General features: G+C 46.3%; 27 protein-coding genes. 24 read left to right on the forward strand and 3 right to left on the reverse strand.

Annotated elements, in window-relative coordinates; translation table 11 throughout:
* Positions 1-10 precede the first annotated feature (10 nt).
* The 10 genes from paaB (at position 11) to paaX (ending at position 7,697) form a co-directional block, all read left to right on the forward strand.
* Positions 11-358: a 1,2-phenylacetyl-CoA epoxidase subunit PaaB gene (gene paaB, locus LCY76_RS04730; protein ID WP_248251652.1), complete on the forward strand. Its 348-nt coding sequence runs from the start codon at positions 11-13 to the stop codon at positions 356-358.
* Positions 355-1,161 (forward strand): 1,2-phenylacetyl-CoA epoxidase subunit PaaC, encoded by an 807-nt coding sequence (paaC, locus tag LCY76_RS04735; protein ID WP_248251653.1) that lies wholly within the window; start codon positions 355-357, stop codon positions 1,159-1,161. The genes paaB and paaC overlap by 4 nt, the downstream gene beginning before the upstream one ends.
* A 30-nt stretch (positions 1,162-1,191) precedes the next feature.
* Complete coding sequence (paaD, locus tag LCY76_RS04740; RefSeq protein WP_248251654.1) at positions 1,192-1,692, forward strand: 1,2-phenylacetyl-CoA epoxidase subunit PaaD; 501 nt, start codon at positions 1,192-1,194, stop codon at positions 1,690-1,692.
* A gap of 156 nt (positions 1,693-1,848) precedes the next feature.
* A complete protein-coding gene (locus LCY76_RS04745) occupies positions 1,849-2,154 on the forward strand; it encodes an EthD family reductase (protein WP_248251655.1) in 306 nt (101 codons plus the stop codon).
* The gene (locus LCY76_RS04750) at positions 2,147-2,923 is read left to right on the forward strand and encodes an enoyl-CoA hydratase/isomerase family protein (RefSeq protein WP_248251656.1); all 777 of its coding nucleotides are present in this window, start codon (positions 2,147-2,149) and stop codon (positions 2,921-2,923) included. The genes LCY76_RS04745 and LCY76_RS04750 overlap by 8 nt, the downstream gene beginning before the upstream one ends.
* Positions 2,924-2,935: 12 nt before the next feature.
* Complete coding sequence (locus tag LCY76_RS04755) at positions 2,936-3,706, forward strand: enoyl-CoA hydratase-related protein (RefSeq protein ID WP_248251657.1); 771 nt, start codon at positions 2,936-2,938, stop codon at positions 3,704-3,706.
* 149 nt (positions 3,707-3,855) lie between these two features.
* A complete protein-coding gene (locus tag LCY76_RS04760) occupies positions 3,856-4,728 on the forward strand; it encodes a 3-hydroxyacyl-CoA dehydrogenase (RefSeq protein WP_248251658.1) in 873 nt (290 codons plus the stop codon).
* Positions 4,725-5,930: a thiolase family protein gene (locus LCY76_RS04765; protein ID WP_248251659.1), complete on the forward strand. Its 1,206-nt coding sequence runs from the start codon at positions 4,725-4,727 to the stop codon at positions 5,928-5,930. Before LCY76_RS04760 ends, LCY76_RS04765 begins: the two co-directional genes overlap by 4 nt.
* A 12-nt stretch (positions 5,931-5,942) precedes the next feature.
* Complete coding sequence (locus tag LCY76_RS04770) at positions 5,943-6,722, forward strand: enoyl-CoA hydratase-related protein (RefSeq protein WP_248251660.1); 780 nt, start codon at positions 5,943-5,945, stop codon at positions 6,720-6,722.
* A gap of 87 nt (positions 6,723-6,809) precedes the next feature.
* On the forward strand, positions 6,810-7,697 hold the full coding sequence (paaX, locus tag LCY76_RS04775; protein ID WP_062236571.1) for a phenylacetic acid degradation operon negative regulatory protein PaaX: 888 nt from the start codon (positions 6,810-6,812) through the stop codon (positions 7,695-7,697).
* A 54-nt stretch (positions 7,698-7,751) separates the two neighbouring features.
* Here paaX and LCY76_RS04780 read toward each other — a convergent pair whose 3' ends face one another.
* Positions 7,752-8,264, reverse strand: a complete 513-nt coding sequence (locus LCY76_RS04780; RefSeq protein ID WP_091006882.1) for a gamma carbonic anhydrase family protein — start codon at positions 8,262-8,264, stop codon at positions 7,752-7,754.
* Positions 8,265-8,331: 67 nt separating this feature from the next.
* Here LCY76_RS04780 and LCY76_RS04785 point away from each other — a divergent pair, with 67 nt between their 5' ends.
* The 4 genes from LCY76_RS04785 to LCY76_RS04800 all read left to right on the forward strand — a co-directional run bounded on the left by LCY76_RS04785 (position 8,332) and on the right by LCY76_RS04800 (position 12,340).
* The gene (locus LCY76_RS04785) at positions 8,332-9,327 is read left to right on the forward strand and encodes an NAD(P)H-dependent flavin oxidoreductase (RefSeq protein WP_248251661.1); all 996 of its coding nucleotides are present in this window, start codon (positions 8,332-8,334) and stop codon (positions 9,325-9,327) included.
* A 114-nt stretch (positions 9,328-9,441) separates the two neighbouring features.
* Positions 9,442-10,428, forward strand: coding sequence for an ABC transporter substrate-binding protein (locus tag LCY76_RS04790; protein WP_248254593.1), 987 nt, complete (start codon positions 9,442-9,444; stop codon positions 10,426-10,428).
* Positions 10,429-10,551: 123 nt separating this feature from the next.
* The gene (locus LCY76_RS04795; RefSeq protein ID WP_248251662.1) at positions 10,552-11,571 is read left to right on the forward strand and encodes an ABC transporter permease; all 1,020 of its coding nucleotides are present in this window, start codon (positions 10,552-10,554) and stop codon (positions 11,569-11,571) included.
* Positions 11,546-12,340, forward strand: a complete 795-nt coding sequence (locus LCY76_RS04800) for an ABC transporter ATP-binding protein (RefSeq protein WP_248251663.1) — start codon at positions 11,546-11,548, stop codon at positions 12,338-12,340. Before LCY76_RS04795 ends, LCY76_RS04800 begins: the two co-directional genes overlap by 26 nt.
* A gap of 46 nt (positions 12,341-12,386) precedes the next feature.
* Here the strand turns inward: LCY76_RS04800 and LCY76_RS04805 are convergent, their stop codons facing one another.
* Positions 12,387-12,785: an HIT family protein gene (locus LCY76_RS04805; protein ID WP_248251664.1), complete on the reverse strand. Its 399-nt coding sequence runs from the start codon at positions 12,783-12,785 to the stop codon at positions 12,387-12,389.
* 235 nt (positions 12,786-13,020) lie between these two features.
* Between LCY76_RS04805 and LCY76_RS04810 the strand changes: the two genes are divergently transcribed.
* The 6 genes from LCY76_RS04810 (at position 13,021) to lpdA (ending at position 19,378) form a co-directional block, all read left to right on the forward strand.
* Positions 13,021-13,416: a thioesterase family protein gene (locus LCY76_RS04810; RefSeq protein ID WP_053355506.1), complete on the forward strand. Its 396-nt coding sequence runs from the start codon at positions 13,021-13,023 to the stop codon at positions 13,414-13,416.
* A gap of 68 nt (positions 13,417-13,484) precedes the next feature.
* Positions 13,485-14,585: a Leu/Phe/Val dehydrogenase gene (locus tag LCY76_RS04815; protein ID WP_248251665.1), complete on the forward strand. Its 1,101-nt coding sequence runs from the start codon at positions 13,485-13,487 to the stop codon at positions 14,583-14,585.
* Positions 14,586-14,618: 33 nt separating this feature from the next.
* Positions 14,619-15,680 carry a pyruvate dehydrogenase (acetyl-transferring) E1 component subunit alpha gene (gene pdhA, locus LCY76_RS04820; RefSeq protein WP_248251666.1) on the forward strand — a complete coding sequence of 354 codons (1,062 nt, stop codon included), beginning with the start codon at positions 14,619-14,621 and terminating at the stop codon, positions 15,678-15,680.
* A gap of 1 nt (position 15,681) precedes the next feature.
* Complete coding sequence (locus LCY76_RS04825) at positions 15,682-16,680, forward strand: alpha-ketoacid dehydrogenase subunit beta (RefSeq protein ID WP_248251667.1); 999 nt, start codon at positions 15,682-15,684, stop codon at positions 16,678-16,680.
* 12 nt (positions 16,681-16,692) lie between these two features.
* Positions 16,693-17,943 carry a dihydrolipoamide acetyltransferase family protein gene (locus tag LCY76_RS04830; protein ID WP_248251668.1) on the forward strand — a complete coding sequence of 417 codons (1,251 nt, stop codon included), beginning with the start codon at positions 16,693-16,695 and terminating at the stop codon, positions 17,941-17,943.
* Between the two features lies 1 nt (position 17,944).
* Positions 17,945-19,378, forward strand: coding sequence for a dihydrolipoyl dehydrogenase (gene lpdA / locus LCY76_RS04835; RefSeq protein WP_248251669.1), 1,434 nt, complete (start codon positions 17,945-17,947; stop codon positions 19,376-19,378).
* 43 nt (positions 19,379-19,421) lie between these two features.
* Here lpdA and LCY76_RS04840 read toward each other — a convergent pair whose 3' ends face one another.
* Positions 19,422-19,970, reverse strand: a complete 549-nt coding sequence (locus LCY76_RS04840; protein ID WP_248251670.1) for a helix-turn-helix domain-containing protein — start codon at positions 19,968-19,970, stop codon at positions 19,422-19,424.
* 100 nt (positions 19,971-20,070) lie between these two features.
* Here LCY76_RS04840 and LCY76_RS04845 point away from each other — a divergent pair, with 100 nt between their 5' ends.
* The 4 genes from LCY76_RS04845 to LCY76_RS04855 all read left to right on the forward strand — a co-directional run bounded on the left by LCY76_RS04845 (position 20,071) and on the right by LCY76_RS04855 (position 22,325).
* Complete coding sequence (locus tag LCY76_RS04845) at positions 20,071-20,793, forward strand: AzlC family ABC transporter permease (protein WP_248251671.1); 723 nt, start codon at positions 20,071-20,073, stop codon at positions 20,791-20,793.
* Entirely contained in the window at positions 20,783-21,094 is a 312-nt protein-coding gene (locus tag LCY76_RS04850) for an AzlD domain-containing protein (protein WP_248251672.1), read from the forward strand. Before LCY76_RS04845 ends, LCY76_RS04850 begins: the two co-directional genes overlap by 11 nt.
* Before the next feature lie 91 nt (positions 21,095-21,185).
* Positions 21,186-21,320 carry a hypothetical protein gene (locus LCY76_RS23790; RefSeq protein ID WP_272885568.1) on the forward strand — a complete coding sequence of 45 codons (135 nt, stop codon included), beginning with the start codon at positions 21,186-21,188 and terminating at the stop codon, positions 21,318-21,320.
* Positions 21,321-21,449: 129 nt separating this feature from the next.
* Complete coding sequence (locus LCY76_RS04855) at positions 21,450-22,325, forward strand: Cof-type HAD-IIB family hydrolase (protein WP_248251673.1); 876 nt, start codon at positions 21,450-21,452, stop codon at positions 22,323-22,325.
* The last annotated feature ends 19 nt before the right edge of the window (positions 22,326-22,344 follow it).

The following is a 22,344-nucleotide window of genomic DNA, read 5'->3' on the forward strand; positions in this document are numbered from 1 at the left end:
TGGATAACGAATGAGCGAACAAGGAAACCATTTTTATAACGTGTATGAAGTGTTCAGCAAGAAGACAGATAAAGCTCCTTTTCAGCATCAGTTCAGCCTGCTTGCGCCGAACGCAGATATGGCTCTTGTCATGGCAAAGGAAAATTTCTTCCGCAGAGAGACAGTGGCTGACATTTGGGTCGTCAAACGGGAGAACATCCGCGGCTTAACCCAGAGTGAAAGGGAAATGCTGAAAAGACTGGATAAAGACTATAGAGAAACTAAAGGATATGGTTACCTGAAGAAAAAATGGCGTGACTACAATCAGGAGCAGTTTACAGAACAGCACATTATGGGCGGAAGGGAAGAGAGCCGATGACCGGAGAAACATTAAACCAACAAGAAAAAACAGCGCTCAAGGAATTGATCTATCAGCTGGCAGATGATGACTTTATCCTGGCTTACAGAGGATCGGAATGGCTTGGACTCGCTCCCCATATCGAAGAAGACGTTGCGTTTTCTTCCATCAATCAGGACATGATGGGGCATGCATCAATGTACTACCACCTTTTGGAGGATCTTGGTGAAGGAGAAGCGGACCGCATTGCGCATCTCAGAAAACCCGAAGAGTTCCGCAATGCCATCCTGCTTGAAAGGGTGAACGGAAGCGGGACCTATCTTGATAAACCGGACTATGACTGGGCATTTGCCGTCGTAAGAAACTATTTTTATGCGGTCCACAAACACATCCGTCTGGAATCGCTGAGAATGTCTTCCTACGAACCGCTGGCCAATGCAGCGAAGAAAATCATGACAGAGCAGTATTACCATTTGATGCACTGGGATATTTGGTTCAAGCAGCTCTTAATGAGCACAGAAGATGCGAAGCACCGCATGCTGTCAGCAGTGGATAGAGTATGGAGAGATTTTGGCGGAGTACTTACGCTGGGTCCATTTTATGGAGAGATCGTAAAAGCTGGATTAATAGAAGATGAACCGCTTCTGAAGAAACGGTGGCTTAACAGGATTGAGAAAGTATTCTCGGAAACCGGAATAACAGTACCAGGTGAGCCGCTGATTGAAAGCGGAAACGGCCGGAAAGGCGAGCATACGCCTGACCTTGCTGAAGCCCTTTCCACTCTTTCAGAAGTGTATGCCACTAACCCGGCTTCCGGCTGGTAACAAAACGCAGGACCGGAAAGGAGAGACAGCATGGTTATACAATCTATGAATCTCAAAGAAAAAGTGATCTCAGCCCTCAAGGATGTAAAAGACCCGGAGATTGCTTCTGTAAGCATCCTGGACCTGGGGATGATTGAAGATGTTGAGGAAAGAGAAGGCTCTGTACTCATCAAAGCGCTGCCTACGTTCGTTGGCTGTCCGGCCCTTCATATCATTGAAAGAGATGTTAAACAGGCTGCCTGTGCTGTAGAAGGTGTGAAGGAAGTTCATGTGGAGTTTGTCTACACGCCGGCTTGGACAACAGACCGGATTACTGAAGAAGGCAAAGAGAGATTAAAAGAGTTTGGGATTGCGCCTCCGCCGGCAAATCATGTGATGGGGGAACCGTGGTGCATCGATTGTCCGTATTGCGGCTCCTCATATGTAACCATGGAGAATATCTTCGGCCCAACGGCATGCCGCAGTATCCTATATTGCAAGTCTTGTAAAAACCCCTTTGAAGCGATGAAGCCTGTAGCAGACATGAACTGAAAAAGAAGACTCTTTTCTAAACCGCTCCCAAGAGCAGCTTCAGTTACGAAAACAGCAAAAAAAGAAAAAGGGGAACAGCCAGTTTTATAGAAATGATGTAAGGCTGTCTGCTGATGATGACGAACCATAAAAAATCAAGTCGAAAGGAAGATACAAATGGTAAAATTGATCGCACTTTATAAAACTCCGGAGAACAAGGAAAGTTTTGATGACCATTATTTCGGTACACATACGGAGGTAACGAAAAAGATTCCAGGGCTTCGCAAAATGGAAGTAACAAAGATTGTAGGCTCCCCAATGGGAGAAAGCAAATACTACTTGCTCTGTGAAATGTATTATGACGATCATGAATCATTAAAAGCAGGGATGAAATCAGCTGAAGGAAAAGCTTCGGGCAAAGACTTGATGTCTTTTGCCGGAGACCTCGTTACATTGATGATCGGTGAGGAAGTGAATGAGTAATTTCACAACGATAACGTCAAAAGTAGAAGAGGGTATTGCCCTGATCGAGCTTAACCGCCCCAAGGTACTTAACGCCATCAACCGAAGCATGGTGTCAGAGCTTCTGTCTGCTTTTGAGCAATATGACCGTGATGACCAAGTGAAAGCGATCGTTCTAACCGGAAATGACCGGGCATTTGCTGCTGGAGCCGATATCGATGAAATGATGAATGACGATGCCATTACGCTTGAACTGCTTAACCAGTTCAAGGATTGGGACCAGCTGCACACCATCAAGAAGCCGGTTATCGGAGCAGTAAGCGGATTTTGTTTCGGCGGCGGGTTTGAGCTTGCGCTGTGCTGTGACATCCTTTTTGCTTCTGAAAAAGCACAGTTCGGTTTTCCGGAAGTCAAGCTTGGCGTGATGCCAGGTGCAGGAGGAACAGTCAAGCTGACCAAGCTCATGGGGCAGAAAAAAGCACTTGAATGGCTGTGGCTCGGTGAATCGATGACTGCGAAGGAGGCTCATCAGTACGGGGTGATCAACAGGGTAGTAGCTCCTGAACTCGTGTTAGAAGAAGCAATGAAATTTGCACGTACCATCGCTTCCAAAGCGCCGCTCTCCTTACGGTTGATTAAAGAGACGGTCTATAAAGCGGTCGATGACTCTGTTCTCGACGGCATGCAGTTTGAAAGAAAAAATTTCTATCTGCTGTTTTCTTCTGAAGACCAGAAGGAAGGAATGAAAGCTTTTGCTGAAAAACGGCGGGCTAATTTTAAGGGGAAATAAGGAGGAGCGCTGATGTTTGAAACAATTATGTACGAAACAAGAGCAGGAGTAGCCTGGATTACACTGAACAGGCCCGACAAACTCAACGCGTTCATGAGTGTGATGCATAAAGAGATGCTTTCCGCGTTAAAAACGGCCGGCAAAGATGAAGAAGTCCGTGCCATCGTTATCACTGGCGCAGGGCGTGCGTTCTGCTCCGGCCAGGATCTCGGCGGAAGCGACAATCCTGACTACGGAGAGGTTCTCCGTCAAGGCTATAATCCAATGGTCCAGGCGCTTGTTTCCATTGAGAAGCCGGTCATCGCTGCTGTAAACGGAGTGGCAGCCGGCGCCGGAATGAGTCTGGCACTTGCCTGTGACTTCAGGTTGGCTTCTGAAAAAGCGAGCTTTATCGAGGCATTCATCCATGTAGGCCTTGTGCCCGATTCAGGCAATCTGTACTTCCTTCCGAGGCTTGTCGGACATGCGAAAGCCATGGAACTTGCTGTTTTAGGCGAGAAAATTTCTGCTGAACAGGCAAAAGAGTTGGGTCTTGTCACAAAGGTTGTATCCGATGAAGCTTTTGTTCAGGAAGTGGAGACATTTGCGGTGAGATTGGCGAATATGCCTACGAAAGCAATTGGTCTGATCAAACGATACATGAATAAAAGCTGGGAGAGCGATTTAAACGAAGTGCTGGAATATGAGGCACTTGCACAGAAAACAGCGGGCTACACCCAGGACCATAAAGAAGGGGTTACCGCATTCATGGAAAAACGCAAGCCCGTGTTTACAGGGAAATAGATTGTATGCTGGAATGTGGCTGGTTCTAACCAGCTTCCATTCCTTCAGGAAGACAAACTTTCAAGGATCTATTATAGCTGAAAAATAAAAAAAGCGGGCTGCAGCAGGGCTCGCTTTTGCAACATTCAAGGAATGTGGAGGAGATACCATTGATGCAATCCATCGTTGTTGTCGGATCAGGAGTAATGGGCAGAGGAATTGCCTACAGTGCAGCAGTAGGGGGCTTCCATGTGCAGCTGGTTGATGTTCAGGAGGAAGCGCTAAAAAACGCGGAACGTGAAATAGAAGCCATTTTTTCAAAAGGTGTTGCCAGAGGAAAGCTGGGTGCAGAAGAAGCTGAAACGGCAAAAAATCGGCTTTTTTACTCCAGCCATCTTTCGGAAGCGGCAAGCCAGGCTGACTTAATCATTGAAGCCGTTCCGGAAAATCTTGAGATTAAAAAGGCTGTATTCACCGAGCTGGACAAAACAGCACCAGACCACTGCTATTTAGCTACAAACACATCGACTATGAGCCCGACTGAAATCGGTTCATTTACGCAGCGTCCTGAAAAGGTTATCGCCATGCACTTTTTCAATCCGGTCCACAAGATGCCGCTTGTTGAGATTGTAAGGGGACATGAGACGAGTGATGAAACAGCAGCTGCGGTAAAAGAAGCAGCAGAGCGGATGGGAAAAGAAACGGTCATTGTTAACGAGTTTCCTGGCTTTGTAACGAGCCGGATCTCGGCGATGGTCGGAAACGAAGCGTTCTATATGCTTCAGGAAGGTGTAGGTACTCCCGAAGAAATCGATAAAGCGATCAAGCTTGGTTTAAACTATCCGATGGGGCCGTTTGAACTTGGCGATCTTGTCGGTCTGGATACACGGCTTAACAACTTAAACTATCTTCATCAGACCCTCGGTGAAAAATACCGTCCATGTCCGCTTCTTGTTAAATATGTGAAAGCGGGAAGACTTGGCCGCAAGACCGGACGCGGCGTCTATGATTATATGATCGAGAAGGGCGGCGTAACCAAATGAGAGAAGCCGTTATTGTCGATGCAGTGAGGACGCCCATCGGCCGCTACAAAGGCGGGTTGAAAAACGTCCGGCCGGATGACCTTGCCAGTATTGCCATTAAGGCGTTACTGGAGAGAAATCCGAAAGTACCAGCTGCAGAGGTTGAAGAAGTTATTCTTGGAAACGCAAATGGTGCAGGAGAGGATAACCGGAACGTAGCCCGCATGGCGGCGTTACTGGCAGGACTTCCTGTCGAGGTTGGAGGCACGACGATCAATCGATTGTGCGGTTCCGGACTTGATGCCGTCATCTATGGAGCAAGGGCCATCATGGCGAATGAGGGAGATATTTTCATTGTCGGCGGAACGGAAAGTATGACAAGAGCACCTTTCGTAATGGCGAAGCCGGATGCGGAATTTCCGCGCGGCGACATGAAGATGTTTGACACAACAATCGGCTGGCGGTTCATCAACCCGCTCCTTAATGAAAAGTATGGAACGGACTCTATGCCGCAGACGGCTGAAAATGTGGCGCAGCGCTTTGGAGTTTCCCGTGAGGCGCAGGACAGCTTTGCGGCAGAGAGCCAGCACAGGGCCCAGAAAGCGATAGAAGCGGGGCGGTTTAACGAAGAAATCATTCCTGTAGTTTTAAAGGATAGAAAAGGCAATGAAACCATTTTTGATAAGGATGAGCATCCTAGACCAGGTACAACAGCTGAAAAATTGTCAGGGCTCAAACCATTGTTTGCCGGAGGCACGATCACTGCAGGAAATGCATCCGGAGTGAATGACGGTGCAGCTGTGCTGTTGATGATGAGCGCTGAAAAAGCAAAGGAATTGGGCGTGAAACCTCTGGCGCGCTATAAGGCTTCTGCTGTTGCCGGTCTGGAGCCATCAGTTATGGGGCTGGGGCCGATTGAAGCGAGCAGAAAAGCGGTGCAGCGAGCGGGCATCACTCTGGAGGAGCTTGGTCTGATCGAACTGAATGAAGCATTTGCCTCCCAATCTCTGGAGTGCATCAAACAGCTGGAGCTTGATCCGCAAAAGGTAAATGTAAACGGCGGCGCGATTGCTTTTGGACATCCGCTTGGAGCGAGCGGTGCAAGAATCCTTACGACGCTAATTCATGAGATGAAGAAACGAAACGTAAAGCATGGGCTGGCAACGATGTGCATCGGCGTGGGGCAAGGCATCGCTGCCGTCATTGAAAATTTAGAGGAGTAAGGGGAGAATGAAATGCCGGAAGCTATTCTTTATGAAGTAAAAGACCATATCGCTTATGTTACGTTAAACCGTCCTGAAGTGCTGAACTGCTTTAACTATCGAACACTGCAGCGGCTCGGTGAGGTTGTTGATGAAATCCATCATAATCAAGATGCCCGTGTTGTTATTTTCACAGGGGCAGGAGAGAAAGCCTTCAGCGCAGGAGCGGACCTCAAAGAGCGGCGCACCCTCTCAGAGGCCGATGTTAAACGCAACGTACGAAAAATCCGTGATGTATTTTCTGCGGTTGAGGCGCTTCCGCAGCCTACGATCGCCGCAATTAACGGCCATGCGTTCGGTGGCGGGTTTGAACTGGCGCTTGCATGCGACATCAGAGTTTCCGTTGATTCAGCTTCCATGGGCCTGACTGAGCTTAGCTGGGCGATTATTCCGGGTGCAGGTGGAACACAGCGGCTTCCGCGATTAATTGGGCAGGCTAAAGCGATGGAGCTTATTCTGACAGCCAAGAAAATGAAGGCTGATGAAGCCTGGCAATACGGCATTCTGAATAAAGCGGTGACTAGAGAAGAACTGTTGCCGGCATGTGTAGAATATGCTGCCGCCATCCTGAAGAACGGACCGATCGCTGTGCAGCAGGCAAAGTACTCCATCAAGCACGGTATGGAAACCGACCTGCAGACAGGGCTTGCAATCGAGGCCAAAGCCTATGAAGTAACCATTCCTACAAAAGACAGAGTGGAGGCGCTTGATGCTTTCAGTGAAAAAAGACCTCCTGTTTTTAAAGGGGAGTAGATTTTACCTGGATGGCTTGTTCTGCTCTATGTGTTTTGGTAGGATAGGAGTCATCTAAATTGACAGTAAAGCAAATGAGGGACAGTCATGCAAAACAGTTTAAACACGCGTTCGATGATTTTTACGCTGTATGGAGATTACATACGCCACTATGGCAATGAAATATGGATTGGAAGCCTGATCCGCCTTCTTGAGGAGTTCGGCCATAACGAACAGGCGGTAAGGGCAGCCATCTCCCGTATGAACAAACAGGGCTGGATCGTTTCGCGCAAGCAGGGGAACAAGAGCTATTATTACTTAACCCCGCGCGGAGCAAGAAGGATGGATGAAGCTGCAAAACGGATTTTTAAGCTGCAGCCCGAAAAATGGGATGGTACTTGGTACATGTTTACGTATACCATTCCGGAAGAAAAGAGAAGCATCAGGGATGAGTTAAGAAAAGAATTGGTATGGAGCGGATTCGGTCTTTTGGCCAACAGCTTCTGGATTTCTCCCAACAACCAGAAAGAACAGATCAAGCAGATGATGGAGAAATATGAGATCCAGGATTTTGTCCACTTTTTCACGGCAACTTATGAAGGACCTCATGAGAACGCACAGCTCGTGAATGAGTGCTGGGACTTGGCGGATACTAACCGGAAATATGATGAGTTTATCAAGACGTACTCCCAAAAGTATGTGATTGATAAGAATAAGATTGAAAAGGGCGAGATGACAGATGGCGAGTGCTTTGTAGAACGAACAAAGCTCGTCCATGAATATCGCAAGTTCCTGTTTGTTGATCCAGGGCTTCCTCAAGAACTTCTCCCATCCGACTGGCTCGGAGATTATGCGGCCTCCTTATTTGGAGATTATTACAGAACACTCGCCGGTCCTTCCAGCCGCTTTTTCGAGGAGATCTATCAAGAAGGAAACGAACTGAAAAGAGACAAATCTTACAACGCGCTGAACCACCCGCTCATCCAGGAACTGTAGATTTGTAAACAAAAAGCACTTTCATCCTGAGCGGGAAAGTGCTTTTTATTTCCATTATTTTAGCTCTTGCTTAAACTGCTGCCCTTTTTGCTGATACGTTTCAATGGTTATTCGGATAATCTCCAGGTCTTTGTCGTTCAACTCCCGAATGACTTGGCCGGGAGAACCCATGACCATGGTACGGGGCGGAATCTTTTTTCCGGGAGGAATAAGGGTGTTTGCTCCGATAAAGGCTTGTTCACCAATCTCAGCACCGTCGAGGATTGTCGCACCCATTCCGATCAGTGCACCCTTTCTGACCGTGCAGCCATGAAGGATGACATTATGCCCGATTGACACTTCATCCTCAAGAACGAGGGGATACTGCTCGTATAGATGCAGTGTGCAGTTATCCTGGACATTGCAGCGATCTCCAATGGTGATCGGCCCTTCATCCCCGCGAAGGACACTGTTAAACCAGATACTGGATTCTTTGCCGATTTTGACATCGCCAATGATATGTACGCCTGGTGCTATAAAAGCGCTTTCATCAATCTGCGGCTCTTTTCCGTTAAATGTGTAATTCATAGAATAGATCCTCCCTGTTGTTTTGACTTATAAAAAGTATAACAGATTCATAGAAAGGAGTAAGAAAATGAACACTGTATGCAAGATTTTAGGCATCCAATATCCCATTATTCAAGGAGGAATGGGGAATGTCAGCAATGCACAGCTGACAGCGGCTATCTCAAACGCAGGTGCGCTGGGGACAATTGGAGTAGGGACGATGCTCCCTGATGAAGTAGAAGCCATGATCGTGGAGACAGCTTCGAAAACATCGAAGCCGTTCGCTGTCAATGTTCCGCTCACTGTCGCATCCAACGTAAAAGAAATCTTTAAGCTGATCATCAAGCACCATGTTCCCGTTGTTTCTTTATCAGCTGGAAATCCCGCCCCCTACATTCGCAAGCTGCAGGAACACGGCATTAAAGTCATTTGCGTGGCCGCTTCTGTTTATCATGCGAAAAAGGCAGAAGACGCCGGAGCAGACCTCATTGTCGCAGAAGGATATGAGGCAGCTGGTTTAAACTCTCCATATGAAACAACAACGATGACGCTCATTCCGCAGGTAGCCGATGCGATCAAGATTCCGCTGATCGCAGCTGGCGGCATCGGAGATGGACGAGGTGTAGCGGCCGCCATGATGCTCGGGGCAGAGGGTGTGCAGCTCGGTACGAGATTCATAGCAGTTAAAGAAGCTCCGTTCCACCTGCGCTATAAAGAAGCGCTCATTCAGGCAGATGACCGGGATACAGTTGTTGTGGGCCGTTCGGTCGGAAGAATCCGCAGAGTGATGAAAGCTCCTTATGCCGAGAGACTGCTATCGAAGGAATCAGAAGGCATTACGCTCGAAGAATTTAATGCACTGACGACGGAAGACCAGCACATTGCAGGCGCAATAAAGGGTGACTTTGAGCAAGGATTCATCAACAGCGGGCAGATTGCAGGATTGATTAAAGACATGCCTTCAGCAAGCGAGCTGATACAGAAAATGATGAAAGATGCCGGACAGGCCATCAGCCGCAAGAGCAGCGAGGTTTCTAGCTGGCAAAAACAAGGAACAGACCTTTTAAAGGAAAAGAATTTATAATATAATTAATTTTGTAAATAGTTTGAAAAATTTACTAGAGGCATGACCGTTCAACCAGTGCTGCAACGAGATAGGGAGATGTCTGCTGAAGTAAAAAGGGGGAAAAAGAGAATGATGAAGTGGAAGAGTTTACTCGGTGTTTCACTGGCTGGTATGGTGCTGCTGGCAGGCTGCGGAACATCGAAAGAAACGAACAGTGAGGAAAAAGGCGGCAAGGAAATCAAGATTGGTGTCACTCAGATTGTAGAGCACCCGTCGCTTGATGCGGCCTATAAGGGCTTTAAAAAAGCTATTTCTGCCAGCGGACTGAAAAATGTAAAGTATGATGTCCAGCTAGCGCAAGGAGATCCAAACAATTCTCAGACGATTGCCAAGAATCTTGTGGGTGAAAAAGTAGATCTCATTTTTGCCAACTCCACACCGAGTGCCCAGCATGCTCTTAACGCTACAAAAGACATTCCGATCGTATTTACTTCAGTAACGGATCCAGTCGGAGCCAAGCTCGTACAAAGCTTTGAAAAACCTGGAGACAACATTACTGGAACGACGGATACCCATCCCGATGCTATCCCAAAAACGATAGAGTTTATTGACAAACAGACCGATGCAAAAACAGTGGGCTTGATTTACAACAAAGGAGAACAGAACTCTGTTGCCCAGGTAGACCTTGTGAAAAAAGCGCTTGAGAAATCTAATCTGAAACCAGTGGAAGTCAGTGTCTCAACCTCTGCGGATGTGAAGCAGGCTGCAGAATCACTCGTCGGACGTGCGGATGTTTTTTATATCGTTACCGACAATACAGTAGTATCTGCCCTCGAATCCGTTATCAGTGTGGCTGAAGACAAAGGTATACCAATGTTTGCAGGTGAGCTTGATTCTGTAAAACGCGGTGCCTTCGCCGCATACGGATTCGATTATTATGACATCGGCTATGAAGCCGGGCAGATGGCAGCAGACATTTTGAAAGGTAAAAAGAAGCCTAGCGAAATTAAGGTGCAATACCCTCAAAAGCTGAAACTCGTCATCAATAAAAAAGCTGCAAAAGCCATGAACATCAAACTAAAAACTGAATGGGACTCAATGGCTGAATATACAAAGTAAGTCTCCCGTGTTGGGTTTGACACAGCTTTTGGTCAAATCCAGCACGTTTTTTTCGATGGCAAAGGGAAAGAGCAAACCGTATGCAGTTTTTAAAGACAAACGCTTTTTAGGGGAGGAATATAGATGTTTGCACTCTTTAGTGCTTTGGAATCAGGTGTGATCTATGCCATTATGGCACTCGGTGTATACCTTTCGTTCCGTATCCTGGACTTTCCAGACTTAACGGTAGACGGAAGTTTTGTAACCGGTGCAGCGATATCTGCCAGTTTAATAGTCCACGGACAGAATCCTTTCATTGCCACGATGGCAGGAATACTCGCTGGATTTATCGCAGGCTGCATAACCGGAATCTTACATACCAAAGGAAAAATTAATCCGCTCCTATCTGGAATTCTCATGATGATCGCCCTCTACTCCATCAACCTCCGGATTATGGATCAGCGTTCCAATGTCCCGCTTCTTGGAGAAGATACAGCATTTACTTTAATCACTTCCTTTTGGCAGAAACTTGGGCTCGACAGCATGTTCAATAAGCTGTTCACTGCTATTGGACTGGGAGATAGTCTTCCAAAAACCTGGGGCATCTTTTTTGTCATGGCGATCGTGACGATTCTTATCAAATTTGCAGCAGACTGGTTCCTGAAAACGGAGATTGGGTTGGCACTCCGGGCAACTGGAGACAATAAGCGGATGATACGAAGTTTTTCGGCAAACACGGATGGCTTAACGGTTCTTGGGCTGGGGTTGTCAAACGCACTTGTCGCTTTTGCTGGTGCACTCATCGCCCAATACGGAGGTTTTGCTGACGTCGGGATGGGGATCGGCATGATTATTATCGGGCTCGCTTCTGTCATTATCGGAGAAGCTTTGTTCGGAACAAAGTCCATTGCCCGTGCAACGCTTGCGGTTGTTTTAGGGGCCGTTGTTTATCGCATCATCATTGCCTTTGCCCTGCAGATTGAATTTTTTGAAACGGGTGATTTGAAATTGATTACAGCGCTGATCGTTGTCTGCTCTCTTGTCCTTCCTAAACTGCTGGAAGCGAGAAAGGAACAGGCGAGGAAAATGAGGAGAAAGCAGCTGAACCATCAGACTATGGACAGAAAGGGTGAAGAAATTGCTGCATCTAAATTCGGTTCATAAAATCTTTAACGAAGACACACCCGATGAAAAAATCGGCCTGTCGAACATCAACCTGCAACTGGAACCTGGAGATTTTGTCACAGTTATCGGGAGCAACGGAGCGGGAAAATCAACCTTAATGAATATTATTTCAGGTGTACTGTTTCCCGATGCAGGCCAGGTTATGATTAAAGGAAAAAACATACTTTCTTTGCCTGAACATAAACGTTCCAAGTTTATTGGAAGGGTCTTTCAGGACCCAATGGCGGGAACGGCTCCGACGATGACGATTGAGGAAAATCTGGCGATGGCTTACGCGCGCAATAAGAGAAGAACTCTTAAACGGGGGATTACGAGAAAATCCAGGGACTTCTTTAAGGAAGCAATAAAGTCTCTTCATTTGGGCCTGGAAAACCGTTTTACCGCTAAAGTCGGCCTGCTATCCGGAGGTGAACGCCAGGCGCTGTCCCTGCTTATGGCAACTTTTACAGAGCCCGATATCCTGCTTTTGGACGAGCATACAGCAGCACTTGATCCTTCCCGCGCGGCGCTCATTACGGAGCTGACGAAGGAGATTGTGGCCGCACACGGGCTTACTACCTTAATGGTCACTCATAACATGCAGCAGGCGATCGACCTCGGCAACCGGCTGATTATGATGGATAAAGGGCAGATCATCCTGGATGTCGATGAAGTCAGCAAGAAGTCTCTAACCGTAGAAAGTCTTCTCAATGAGTTTCAGCGCATAAGAGGAGAAAAAATGGCGAGCGACAGGGCTCTTCTTTCATAAATCACGAGGCAAAACTAAAGCTGTGTTCCGGCAGGAACACAGCTTTTTATACATTTTGAGGGCGTTTGTTGGAGGGGCTTTTGAGCCAGGAGCGAATTCCTTGCCCCGCGTAAGGTTCATCTGAAAAACGGGGAATAACATGAAGATGGGCATGCAGGATATGCTGGCCGCCAATTTCGCCGCTGTTCCAACCGATATTATAGCCATCCGGCTTCAGTGTTCGATCAAGATAAGCTTTAGCGAAGGCCAAAAGACTGTAGGTATCGTTCCATTCTTCCTGTGTAAGATCAAAGACAGACGGCCGGTGAGCTTTTGGAATGATCAATCCGCTTCCTTCAAGGATCGTCTGGTTTTGCGGGCTTTGGATATACAGACACGTTTTGTTTTCGAACACAATCTCCTGATCCTCCAGCCCGAATGGCTGGCATAAAAGACACTTTTCCATATTTTCACTCCTTCTGGTTTTTATTTTTTCATAGTCTTGCTATATTGTATAGATTTGAAATCTTCAGGCTATTCATTGACTGACTATTCAACAAAATGATATCATTACGTTAAGAAAACGTTATATAATTATCGTGTTTAAACGAATGAATAAATGAGGGCATGGACCATTAGCTGGAATATGTCCTCATTGTCTGCGGTCTAACGAATGGATGTATCTATTAAGAGGTGATGTCATGAAACCAGGAATGAAAATCGGTGATACAGCAACCATTACAGCTGTAGTGACACCGGATATGTTTGCGCAATTCGAAGGAAAACTCGTTCATCCTGCTTATTCCACCGTATCCATGGTCTATCATATGGAGTGGGCAGCGAGGCAGATTATTCTGCCTTACCTTGAAGAAGATGAGGAAGGAATAGGTGGAGGAATCAAAGCCTCCCATCTAGCGCCTACACCTGAAGGAATGAAGCTTGAAATACAAGCAACCCTTACAGAACTAAAAGGAAGAGCTGTGATATGCAAAGTTGAAGTAAGAAATGAAAAAGCAACAGTAGGAGAGGGAGAGGTCACACAATACATTCTTCCAAAAGAAAAAATCTCTCAGAAACTGCATGAAATGACGAGCTAAATGCCATAAAATGAAAGCGCTTACTTTAAAGCGCCAAAGAGATAAAGGATCACCAAGGGGGAGTAAGCATGTTTGAAAAGATATCACAGCATGAACAGGTTGTATTCTGCAACGATCAAGCCACCGGCTTAAAAGCCATTATTGCAATACATAACACCACACTTGGGCCGGCACTAGGAGGCTGCAGAATGCGCCCGTATAAATCAACGGATGAAGCACTTGAGGATGTACTTCGGCTGTCAAGGGGGATGACGTACAAGTGTGCTGGAGCAGACGTGGATTTTGGGGGAGGAAAGTCGGTGATCATCGGCGATCCGACAACAGATAAATCTCCGGCATTATTCCGTGCTTTCGGCCAATTCGTAGATTCTCTTAACGGCCGCTTTTATACAGGCACAGATATGGGGACAACACCGGATGACTTCGTGCATGCCCTGAAAGAAACGTCCTGTATAGTAGGTGTGCCGGATGAATATGGAGGAAGCGGGGATTCGTCCGTCCCTACTGCACAGGGTGTCATATACGGGCTTCGAGCAACCATCCAGGCGCTGTATGGCTCAGAAGATCTTTCCGGTATGTCCTACAGCGTACAGGGGCTTGGAAAAGTTGGTTATAAGGTAGCGGAGCAGCTTGTCGCTGCCGGTGCCCATGTGTACGTCACCGATATTAACCAGCAGGCGCTAAAGAGTATCGTGGACCGGGCGGAGCTTCTTCCGGGAACGGTTGAAGTTGTTGATGGCGATGAAATTTACGGAGTGAACGCTGATATATTTGTTCCTTGTGCACTTGGAGGTATTGTCAATGACGAAACCATCGACAGGCTCAAGGTCAAAGCGGTTGTCGGAAGTGCAAACAACCAGCTGCTTGAAGACAAACACGGAATCTATCTTCAGCAGAAAGGAATCCTTTACGGACCGGACTATATCGTGAACGCCGGCGGGTTGATCCAGGTCGCTGATGAGCTTTACGGACCGAATAAGGGCCGTGTGCTGAACCAGACTAGAGCCATCTATGATTCTCTTCTGGCAATCTATAAACAGAGCAAGGAACAGAATCTATCTACCATGGAGGCAGCCAACCGCTTCTGTGAGGACAGGATTGAACACCGACAACAGCGAAACAGTTTCTTTTCCCATGATAAAAGACCGAAATGGAATGTGCGGCATTAAAAGGGAAGCTATCAAATTAAAGGGGGAGTTAGTGTGGAAAGTCAATTTCCGAAGAAGCAGATTTTAAACGAAAAGGGAATGCTGGTGGATGATTCATTTAAAAGCAGGCTGACGGAAGAACTCGTGAAAAATCTCTATACGAAAATGCTGAGAGCCCGTCTCTTTGACCGCAAAGGAGTAAACCTTCAGCGGCAGGGCCGTATCGGAACGTACGTGCCGTTTGAAGGCCAGGAAGCGGCGCAGATCGGCAGTGCCATGGCGATGGGAGAGGGAGACTGGATGTTCCCTACCTACCGTGACCATGGGGCGACGTTAACGTTCGGACACTCCGTAAAGAATGTGCTTCTCTATTGGAAAGGCCGCCAGGAAGGCTGTATTCCCCCCACTGGAAAGAACATTTTTCCGCCTGCCGTTCCGATTGCTTCCCAGCTTCTTCATGCAACCGGGACAGCATGGGCTGAAAAAATGAAAGGAACAGACCGTGCCTCCATCGTTTACTTTGGAGATGGAGCGACCTCAGAGGGTGATTTTCATGAAGGGCTTAACTTTGCGAGCGTGTTTAACATTCCGGTTGTCTTTTTCAACCAGAACAACGGTTTTGCCATCTCTGTTCCAATTGAAAAGCAAATGAAGGCAAAGACCATTGCACAAAAGGCACTCGGCTATGATATTGAAGGAATAAGGCTGGATGGCAATGATGTATTTTCCGTGTACTTCCATACGAAAGCCGCCATTGAAAAGGCAAGGGCTGGAGGCGGTCCTACTTTAATTGAGGCCGTTACCTGGAGATATGGTGCCCATACGACAGCAGACGATCCGTCCAAATACAGAGACCAAAACGAGAGTACGATTCGGCGTGAAACGACTGATCCTCTTACCCGGCTGGAAAAGTATATGAAGATGGAAAACATCTGGGACGGCCAATGGGCTTCAGATCTTGAAAAAGAAATAACGGCGGAGATTGAAGCAGCCGTTAAAGAAATGGAAAACGAAAAACCGCCGCACGTTAATGACATGTTTGATCATGTTTTTGCAGAAAATCCATGGCCGATCAACGACCAAAAAGAAGCGTATGCGCTAATGAGGGGGGAGTAAGATGACAACTGCAGCAGTTGAAACGAAAAAGCTGACACTTGTTCAGGCTGTAACGGACGGGCTTAGAACGATGATGAGGGAAAGCGAAGAAGTCATCGTTTTAGGTGAAGACGTCGGGCGCAACGGAGGAGTTTTCCGGGCGACGGACGGTTTGATGGATGAGTTTGGCGAAAAGCGTATCATTGACACTCCGCTGGCTGAGTCAGGGATTATCGGTACATCCATTGGGCTTGCGATGAACGGCTTTCGCCCTGTAGCAGAAATGCAGTTCCTTGGCTTTATTTATCCAGCATTTAACCAGATCATGACTCATGCTTCAAGGATAAGAGCAAGAACACTAGGTGCTTTCACGGTCCCTATGGTTATCCGTGCTCCGTTCGGTGCAGGTGTGCGCGCTCCTGAAATCCATTCTGATTCAGTGGAAGCTCTGTTCACTCACATGCCGGGAATCAAAGTGGTTGTTCCGTCGAATGCGTATGATGCCAAAGGGCTGCTCATCGCGAGCATAGAGGATCCGGATCCAGTGCTTTTCCTTGAGCCGATGAGATGCTACAGAAGCTCAAAGATGGATGTTCCAGAAGGAAAGTACACCGTAGAAATCGGTAAAGGAAGTGTTCTGAAAGAAGGAGAACACGTAACATTACTGACTTATGGGGCGATGGTCGATACAGCATTAAAAGCAGCAGAAGAAGCAGAAAAACAAGGGGTAAGTACAGAAGTTATTGATCTGCGTACACTGTATCCGCTTGATAAAGACCTGATCGCCCAAAGTGTCCAAAAGACAGGCAGAGTAGTCATTGTACACGAGGCATCATCTACAGGAGGCCTTGGAGATACCCTTGTTTCTTTAATCAACGATACTTCATTCCTTTATATGAAGGCGCCGGTAGAACGGGTTACCGGTTTTGATACGCCAGTACCGATGTTTGCCCTGGAGGACCATTATCTTCCGGACGCAGCAAGAGTAACATCAGCAATTCATAAAGTGATTAACTTTTAGGAGGCTGTAAAAATGGTTGAAGTAAAGTTGCATGACATAGGCGAAGGGATGCATGAAGGAGAGATCATTCATTTCTTTGTAAAACCTGGAGATACGGTTTCCATTGACCAGCCTCTTGTTGAAGTTCAAACCGATAAAGTGACCGCAGAACTGCCGTCACCGATCGCCGGCAAGGTTACTGACATTCTTGTGAAGGAAGGAGAGACGGTCACTGTAGGAACGGTTCTTCTTACTCTGCAAGGAGAGGGTTCTGGCCAAGAGTCTATAACGGAGATTGACTCTCCAAAGGTGGTGCAGGAACCAACAGCACAAGCACCTGAAAGAGAAGCTTCCATCGCGATGCTGACTAAGCGGGTTATGGCTGCACCTTACACCCGTAAAATAGCGAGAGAGCACGGCGTTGATATCGAACAGGTGACAGGCACCGGACCGGCAGGAAGAATTACAGAACAGGATGTATTGTTGTTTGCAAAAGGAAGTACAGAACCGAAAGCATTCGAAATTCATGCAGCCGCCGAGCCTGCCGTAAAGCTGGAAATCGAAAATCGCTCTGCAGAAGCAGAGGAAATTCCATTCAGGGGCCGCCGCAGGCAAATCGCGAAAAAGATGACTCAATCGCTGTTCACCATTCCACATGTTACCCATTTTGAGGAAGTGGATATGACGAATTTGCTTGAATTAAAGAAGCAGATGAAAGAGCTGGATCCTAACAACAACAAGGGATTCAACGTTTCTGTAGCAGCATTTTTTGTAAAAGCCATTCAGCTTGCACTGCAGGATTTCCCAATCTTCAACAGCAAACTGGATGAAGAAAAAGAAGTCATCAGACTTGAGAAGCAAGTAAATATCGGTATCGCCACAGATGCTGAAGATGGTCTGATTGTGCCGGTGATCAAGAATGTAGAACGCAGAACCATTAAAGATATTAATTCCGATATGAAAGAAAAAATAATGAAGGCAAAAGAAGGCAGGCTCACAAGAGATGAACTGACAGGCGGGACCTTCACGATCTCAAATGTCGGGCCCTTAGGCAGCATGGGTGCGACCCCGATTATTAACCATCCCGAAGTTGCTTTAATGGCTTTCCATAAAACGAAGAAGATGCCTGTTATCATCAACGACGAGATTCAGATCAGATCCATGATGAACCTTTCGATGTCGTTTGACCACCGAATCGCTGATGGGGCAACGGCAGTTCAATTTACAAACCGTTTTAAAGAACTGATTGAAAATCCTTCCGTCATGGTATTGGAGCTGATATAAAATGGTCGTAGGAGAATTTACACAAAAGCGGCAGCTGATCATAGCGGGTGGAGGGCCAGGAGGCTATAATGCAGCCATCCGGGCGGCACAGCTTGGCATGGAAGTGACCATCATAGAAAAGGAAAAGCTGGGCGGGGTATGTCTGAATACGGGATGCATTCCATCCAAGACTCTGACGCATGCGGCGGCAGCATTCGCTTCATTGTCTCATTTGAACGAAATGGGCATCCAAACAGGAGAAGCTGGATTTGAACTGCAGACATTTAAAGAGTATCAGCAAAAAACAGTATCAGCTCTGCAAAAAGGGATAGAGGCTCTTTGCAAAGCAAATAAAATCGAAGTCATCACCGGTACAGCTACATTTATGTCTGGGAACCGGATCGGTGTAGATTCCGGCCATCATTATGAAATGTATGAGTATGAAAAAGCGATTATTGCCGTGGGAGCATCGCCTGTATTACCTCACGGAATCGTGCCGGTGGAAGGAAAGATTATCAGTGCCGATGAACTTCCGCGCCTTCAGGAGCTGCCAGAACATCTTGTGATCAGCGGATCGGATTACATCGCGCTTGAAACGGCAATGGCTTATCGAAACCTGGGCTCGGAAGTTTCCGTCATCTGTGAGGACGATACATTTGGACTGGATGAATCCATCTTTAAAGAACTTCATCGGGTATTAAAAAAGTCCAAGATTAAGCTTTTCAAAAACAGCACACTGCTCGAAGCCTATTCATCAGAAACCAATGTCGCTATTACCATTCAAAGCGATCAGGAGAAAATCACTCTGGATGCCAGCCACCTGATGGTTTCAGGTGAATCCAGGCCAAACACGAAGGATCTGGGATTGGAATTCTTAAACATCAGCACCGATAAGCAAGGATTTATAATGGTCAATGAATTCGGTGAAACAAATGTTGATGGAATTTATGCTGCAGGAGACTGCACAATCGGCAGGAGGCTTGCCAGCAAGGCGATCAAGCAAGGAAAAGTGGCGGCTGAGCATATCAGCGGCATGAACACATCCTTTAACTTGGCGCTGGTACCGCTTATCATTCAAACTGTTCCTCCAATCGCATCAGTAGGATTGACAGAAGGAGAGGCGAGGCAGCAAGGCTATGAGGTGAAGACCGGCCAGTTTGCCATGGGAGGCAACGGGTTTGCCAGTATTGCCGGACAGAAGGATGGTCTCACAAAAATGGTCATTGATGAGAAGACAGATCTTCTTCTCGGTGTTCACATGATGGGTGCCGGTGCAGCGGAATTAATTCAGGCAGGTACAACGGCCCTTGAAATGGTAGCCAGGGATGAAGACATAGCCTATCCGGTTTATGCGCATCCATCGTTAAGTGAAGCATGGCTTGAAGCGGTTGAGCACGCAGCCGGAAAAGCGATTCATATTCCGCCTGCCAGGAAAAAGGCAACCTCACGATCGTAATACAAACAGAAAACAACCTTCCATCGTTTTGGAAGGTTGTTTTCTATGGATAATAAATCATCATCGTTATTCTTACAGGGTCATTCTCCTGATTTTCATATACATGAACATAGTCTGCAGCAAAACGAATATTTTCACCTGCTGACAAATTAAAATAGTTTTGATGGACAGTTAATGAGAGGCAGCCTTTTTCCACGAGAATGTATTCTTCTACACCATCCCCATGGGACTCAGACGTATAATGGCATCCTGGAAGAAGTTCGACAGAATAGATTTCGAAGGATTTTCCAGGCTCCATAGGAAATAGCGGCCTTACAAGGAATGTCCCATCTTTGTCTGCTATCGGTTCAACATCCGCAGTGTTTACTTTTTTGATAGCAGGCTGATCCTCCTCCAAAAAGGAACTGAACGAAACACCTAACCCATTTGCGATTTTCCACAGTGTACTGACGGTGGGATTGGATTCTCCCCGTTCAATCTGGCTGAGCATGGGTTTAGAAACTCCAGTTGCATTTGCCGTTTTTTCAAGGCTCCAGTTCCGCTGCCCTCTCATCGCTTTTAACCTTCTGCCTATAACTTCATTCAAATTCATAAAAAGAAATTCTCCTTGTTGTTTCGTTTTATATAACATACAATATGTATAATATAACATATTATCTGAAAAAGAAGCTAATAAAGGAGTGTTCTACATCATGCTGCCATTCCCTTCTGCAGAAAAGGAAAGTCACCCATTCTCTACAGGTATTCAGGCGGGGCTATCTATTGCTATTGGTTATTTGCCGATTGCTTTTACATATGGATTGCTGGCGAAATCAAGCGGGCTGTCGTTGGTTGAAACGGTTGGAATGAGTGTCATCGTTTTTGCAGGTGCTTCCCAGTACATTGCTCTTTCGATGATTGGAGCAGGTACGGGTGCTTTTGAAATCATCATAACCGCGTTTATTATGAATATCCGCCATTTATTGATGAGTGCTTCATTAAACGAAAGAATGAAAGATGACGCTAAGTGGATTAAAGCTATTTACGGATTTCTGATTACGGACGAGACGTTCTCAGTAGCAGCCACACGAACAGAAAAGAAGCTGACATCAGCTTTTATGCTCGGTTTAGGTTTAATTGCGTATGGCAGCTGGGTCGTTAATTCAGGGGTCGGCTATTTGATTGGTGCTGGACTCCCTGCAACGATCCAAAACGGTATGGCAGTTGCTCTTTACGCGATGTTCATCGGGCTCTTGATTCCTTCTGCGAAAAAATCACGAAAAGTCATCGCATTGGCAGGAACAGCTGCACTTCTTAACTCGCTCTTTTCTCTTTATGAACCGTTGGCAGGCGGCTGGGGAATCATTTTATCAACTCTTATTTCTTCGGTAGGTATTGAATTTTTTGTTAAGGAGGAGAAGGTTCATGGAAAATAATCTGCTTTGGATGATTGCAGGCATGGGAGTTGTGACTTATCTTCCGCGTGTCCTGCCTCTTGTACTCATCAATACGAACCGAATTCCTCCCAGACTGCAGCGGATTTTGAGCAATGTTCCTTTTGCCATTCTCGGAGCATTGATTTTCCCCGGGATCCTGCATATAAACGGGGACAGTATGTGGTTTGGATTATTGGGGGCATGTGTGGCAGGCTTGACCGCGTATCTGAACTGGAACATAATTTTAGTGGTTTTAAGCTCTGTTGCGGCTTTAAGCATTTGCTCCTTTTTTATGGGATAACAAAAGTTACCACGAATATTTAGGTCCGTTTTGTATCTTTTGAACTACATGTATGTTAGGATAGGCATCCATTAGACAGGAGGCGAATGGTATGGGTTTACATCTTATTCGATTTGCTGCAATTGGATTGTTTTCTACAACCGCGTTATCGCTGATTCTTTTTCAATCTGTAGAAGTCCTTCATGCTTTCATCGATGTGTTTACAGGTTTTTTTCATAATGATTAAAGGGTAAAGAGCTATTGTGCTCTTTTTTTATTACAGCAAATGCGCTTGCTTTCTTATAAATAATTAAGGTAATGTATTGAAAAAAAGGGGTACACTGAAAAAAGGAAAGAAGAGATAAAGGATGATAAGATGAAACTGATAGCAATAGATATGGACGGAACACTTGTAAGCAAACAATTGAAAGTGACGAAAGCGAACAAAGAAGCTATTGAGAAAGCCAGGGAAAAAGGCCATATGGTTGTGATTGCTACGGGACGTTCCTTTGATGAAGCGAGATATACACTCAGTGAAGCAGAATTGTATCTTCCGTTGATTTGTGTGAACGGCGCTGAGATTCGCTCGGATAAATGGGAAAAGGTTACGAGCATTCCTATCCCGTCAAAACAATACTTTGACATTGAAAAAGCGCTTCGTGCCAACGGCATCTATTATGAAGTGTATACGAGTGAGGGCACCTATACAGATAACCGTGAAAAAGCGTTTAAAGTCATGAAAGACATCGTTCTGACTTCAAACCCTGAAGCCACAGAAGATGATGTCCATAAAGCGGCATTAAGGCGTTTTAAATTGGGTACAGTTAAATATATTAGCGATTATGACAAGCTGATGGAAAAAGAAGGTCTCGAAGTATACAAAATTTTGGCCTTCTCGAGTGAGCAGGAAAAAATCACAAACTCTGTAGACAGGCTGAGCAAGATTGATCATCTCGCCGTCAGTTCATCCGCAAATAATAACCTTGAGATTACAAATGCGGATGCTCAAAAAGGAGTTGCCCTTGAGAAGTTTGCCAAACTGCACAACATCAGCCTGAACGATACGATGGCGATCGGCGATAACTATAACGATGTCTCCATGCTTGAAAAGGCAGGCATCAGTGTTGCCATGGGGAATGCTTACGATGAAATCAAACAGATTGCAAAACATGTGACCAAAACGAATGATGAGAGCGGAGTCGCCTATGCGATCGAAAATTATTTGGAAGAACGGAAGACGAGCCTTGCTTAACAGGCTTGTCTTTTTTTGT

The organism is Fictibacillus marinisediminis (genome assembly GCF_023149135.1).
GTDB lineage: Bacteria > Bacillota > Bacilli > Bacillales > Fictibacillaceae > Fictibacillus_C > Fictibacillus_C marinisediminis.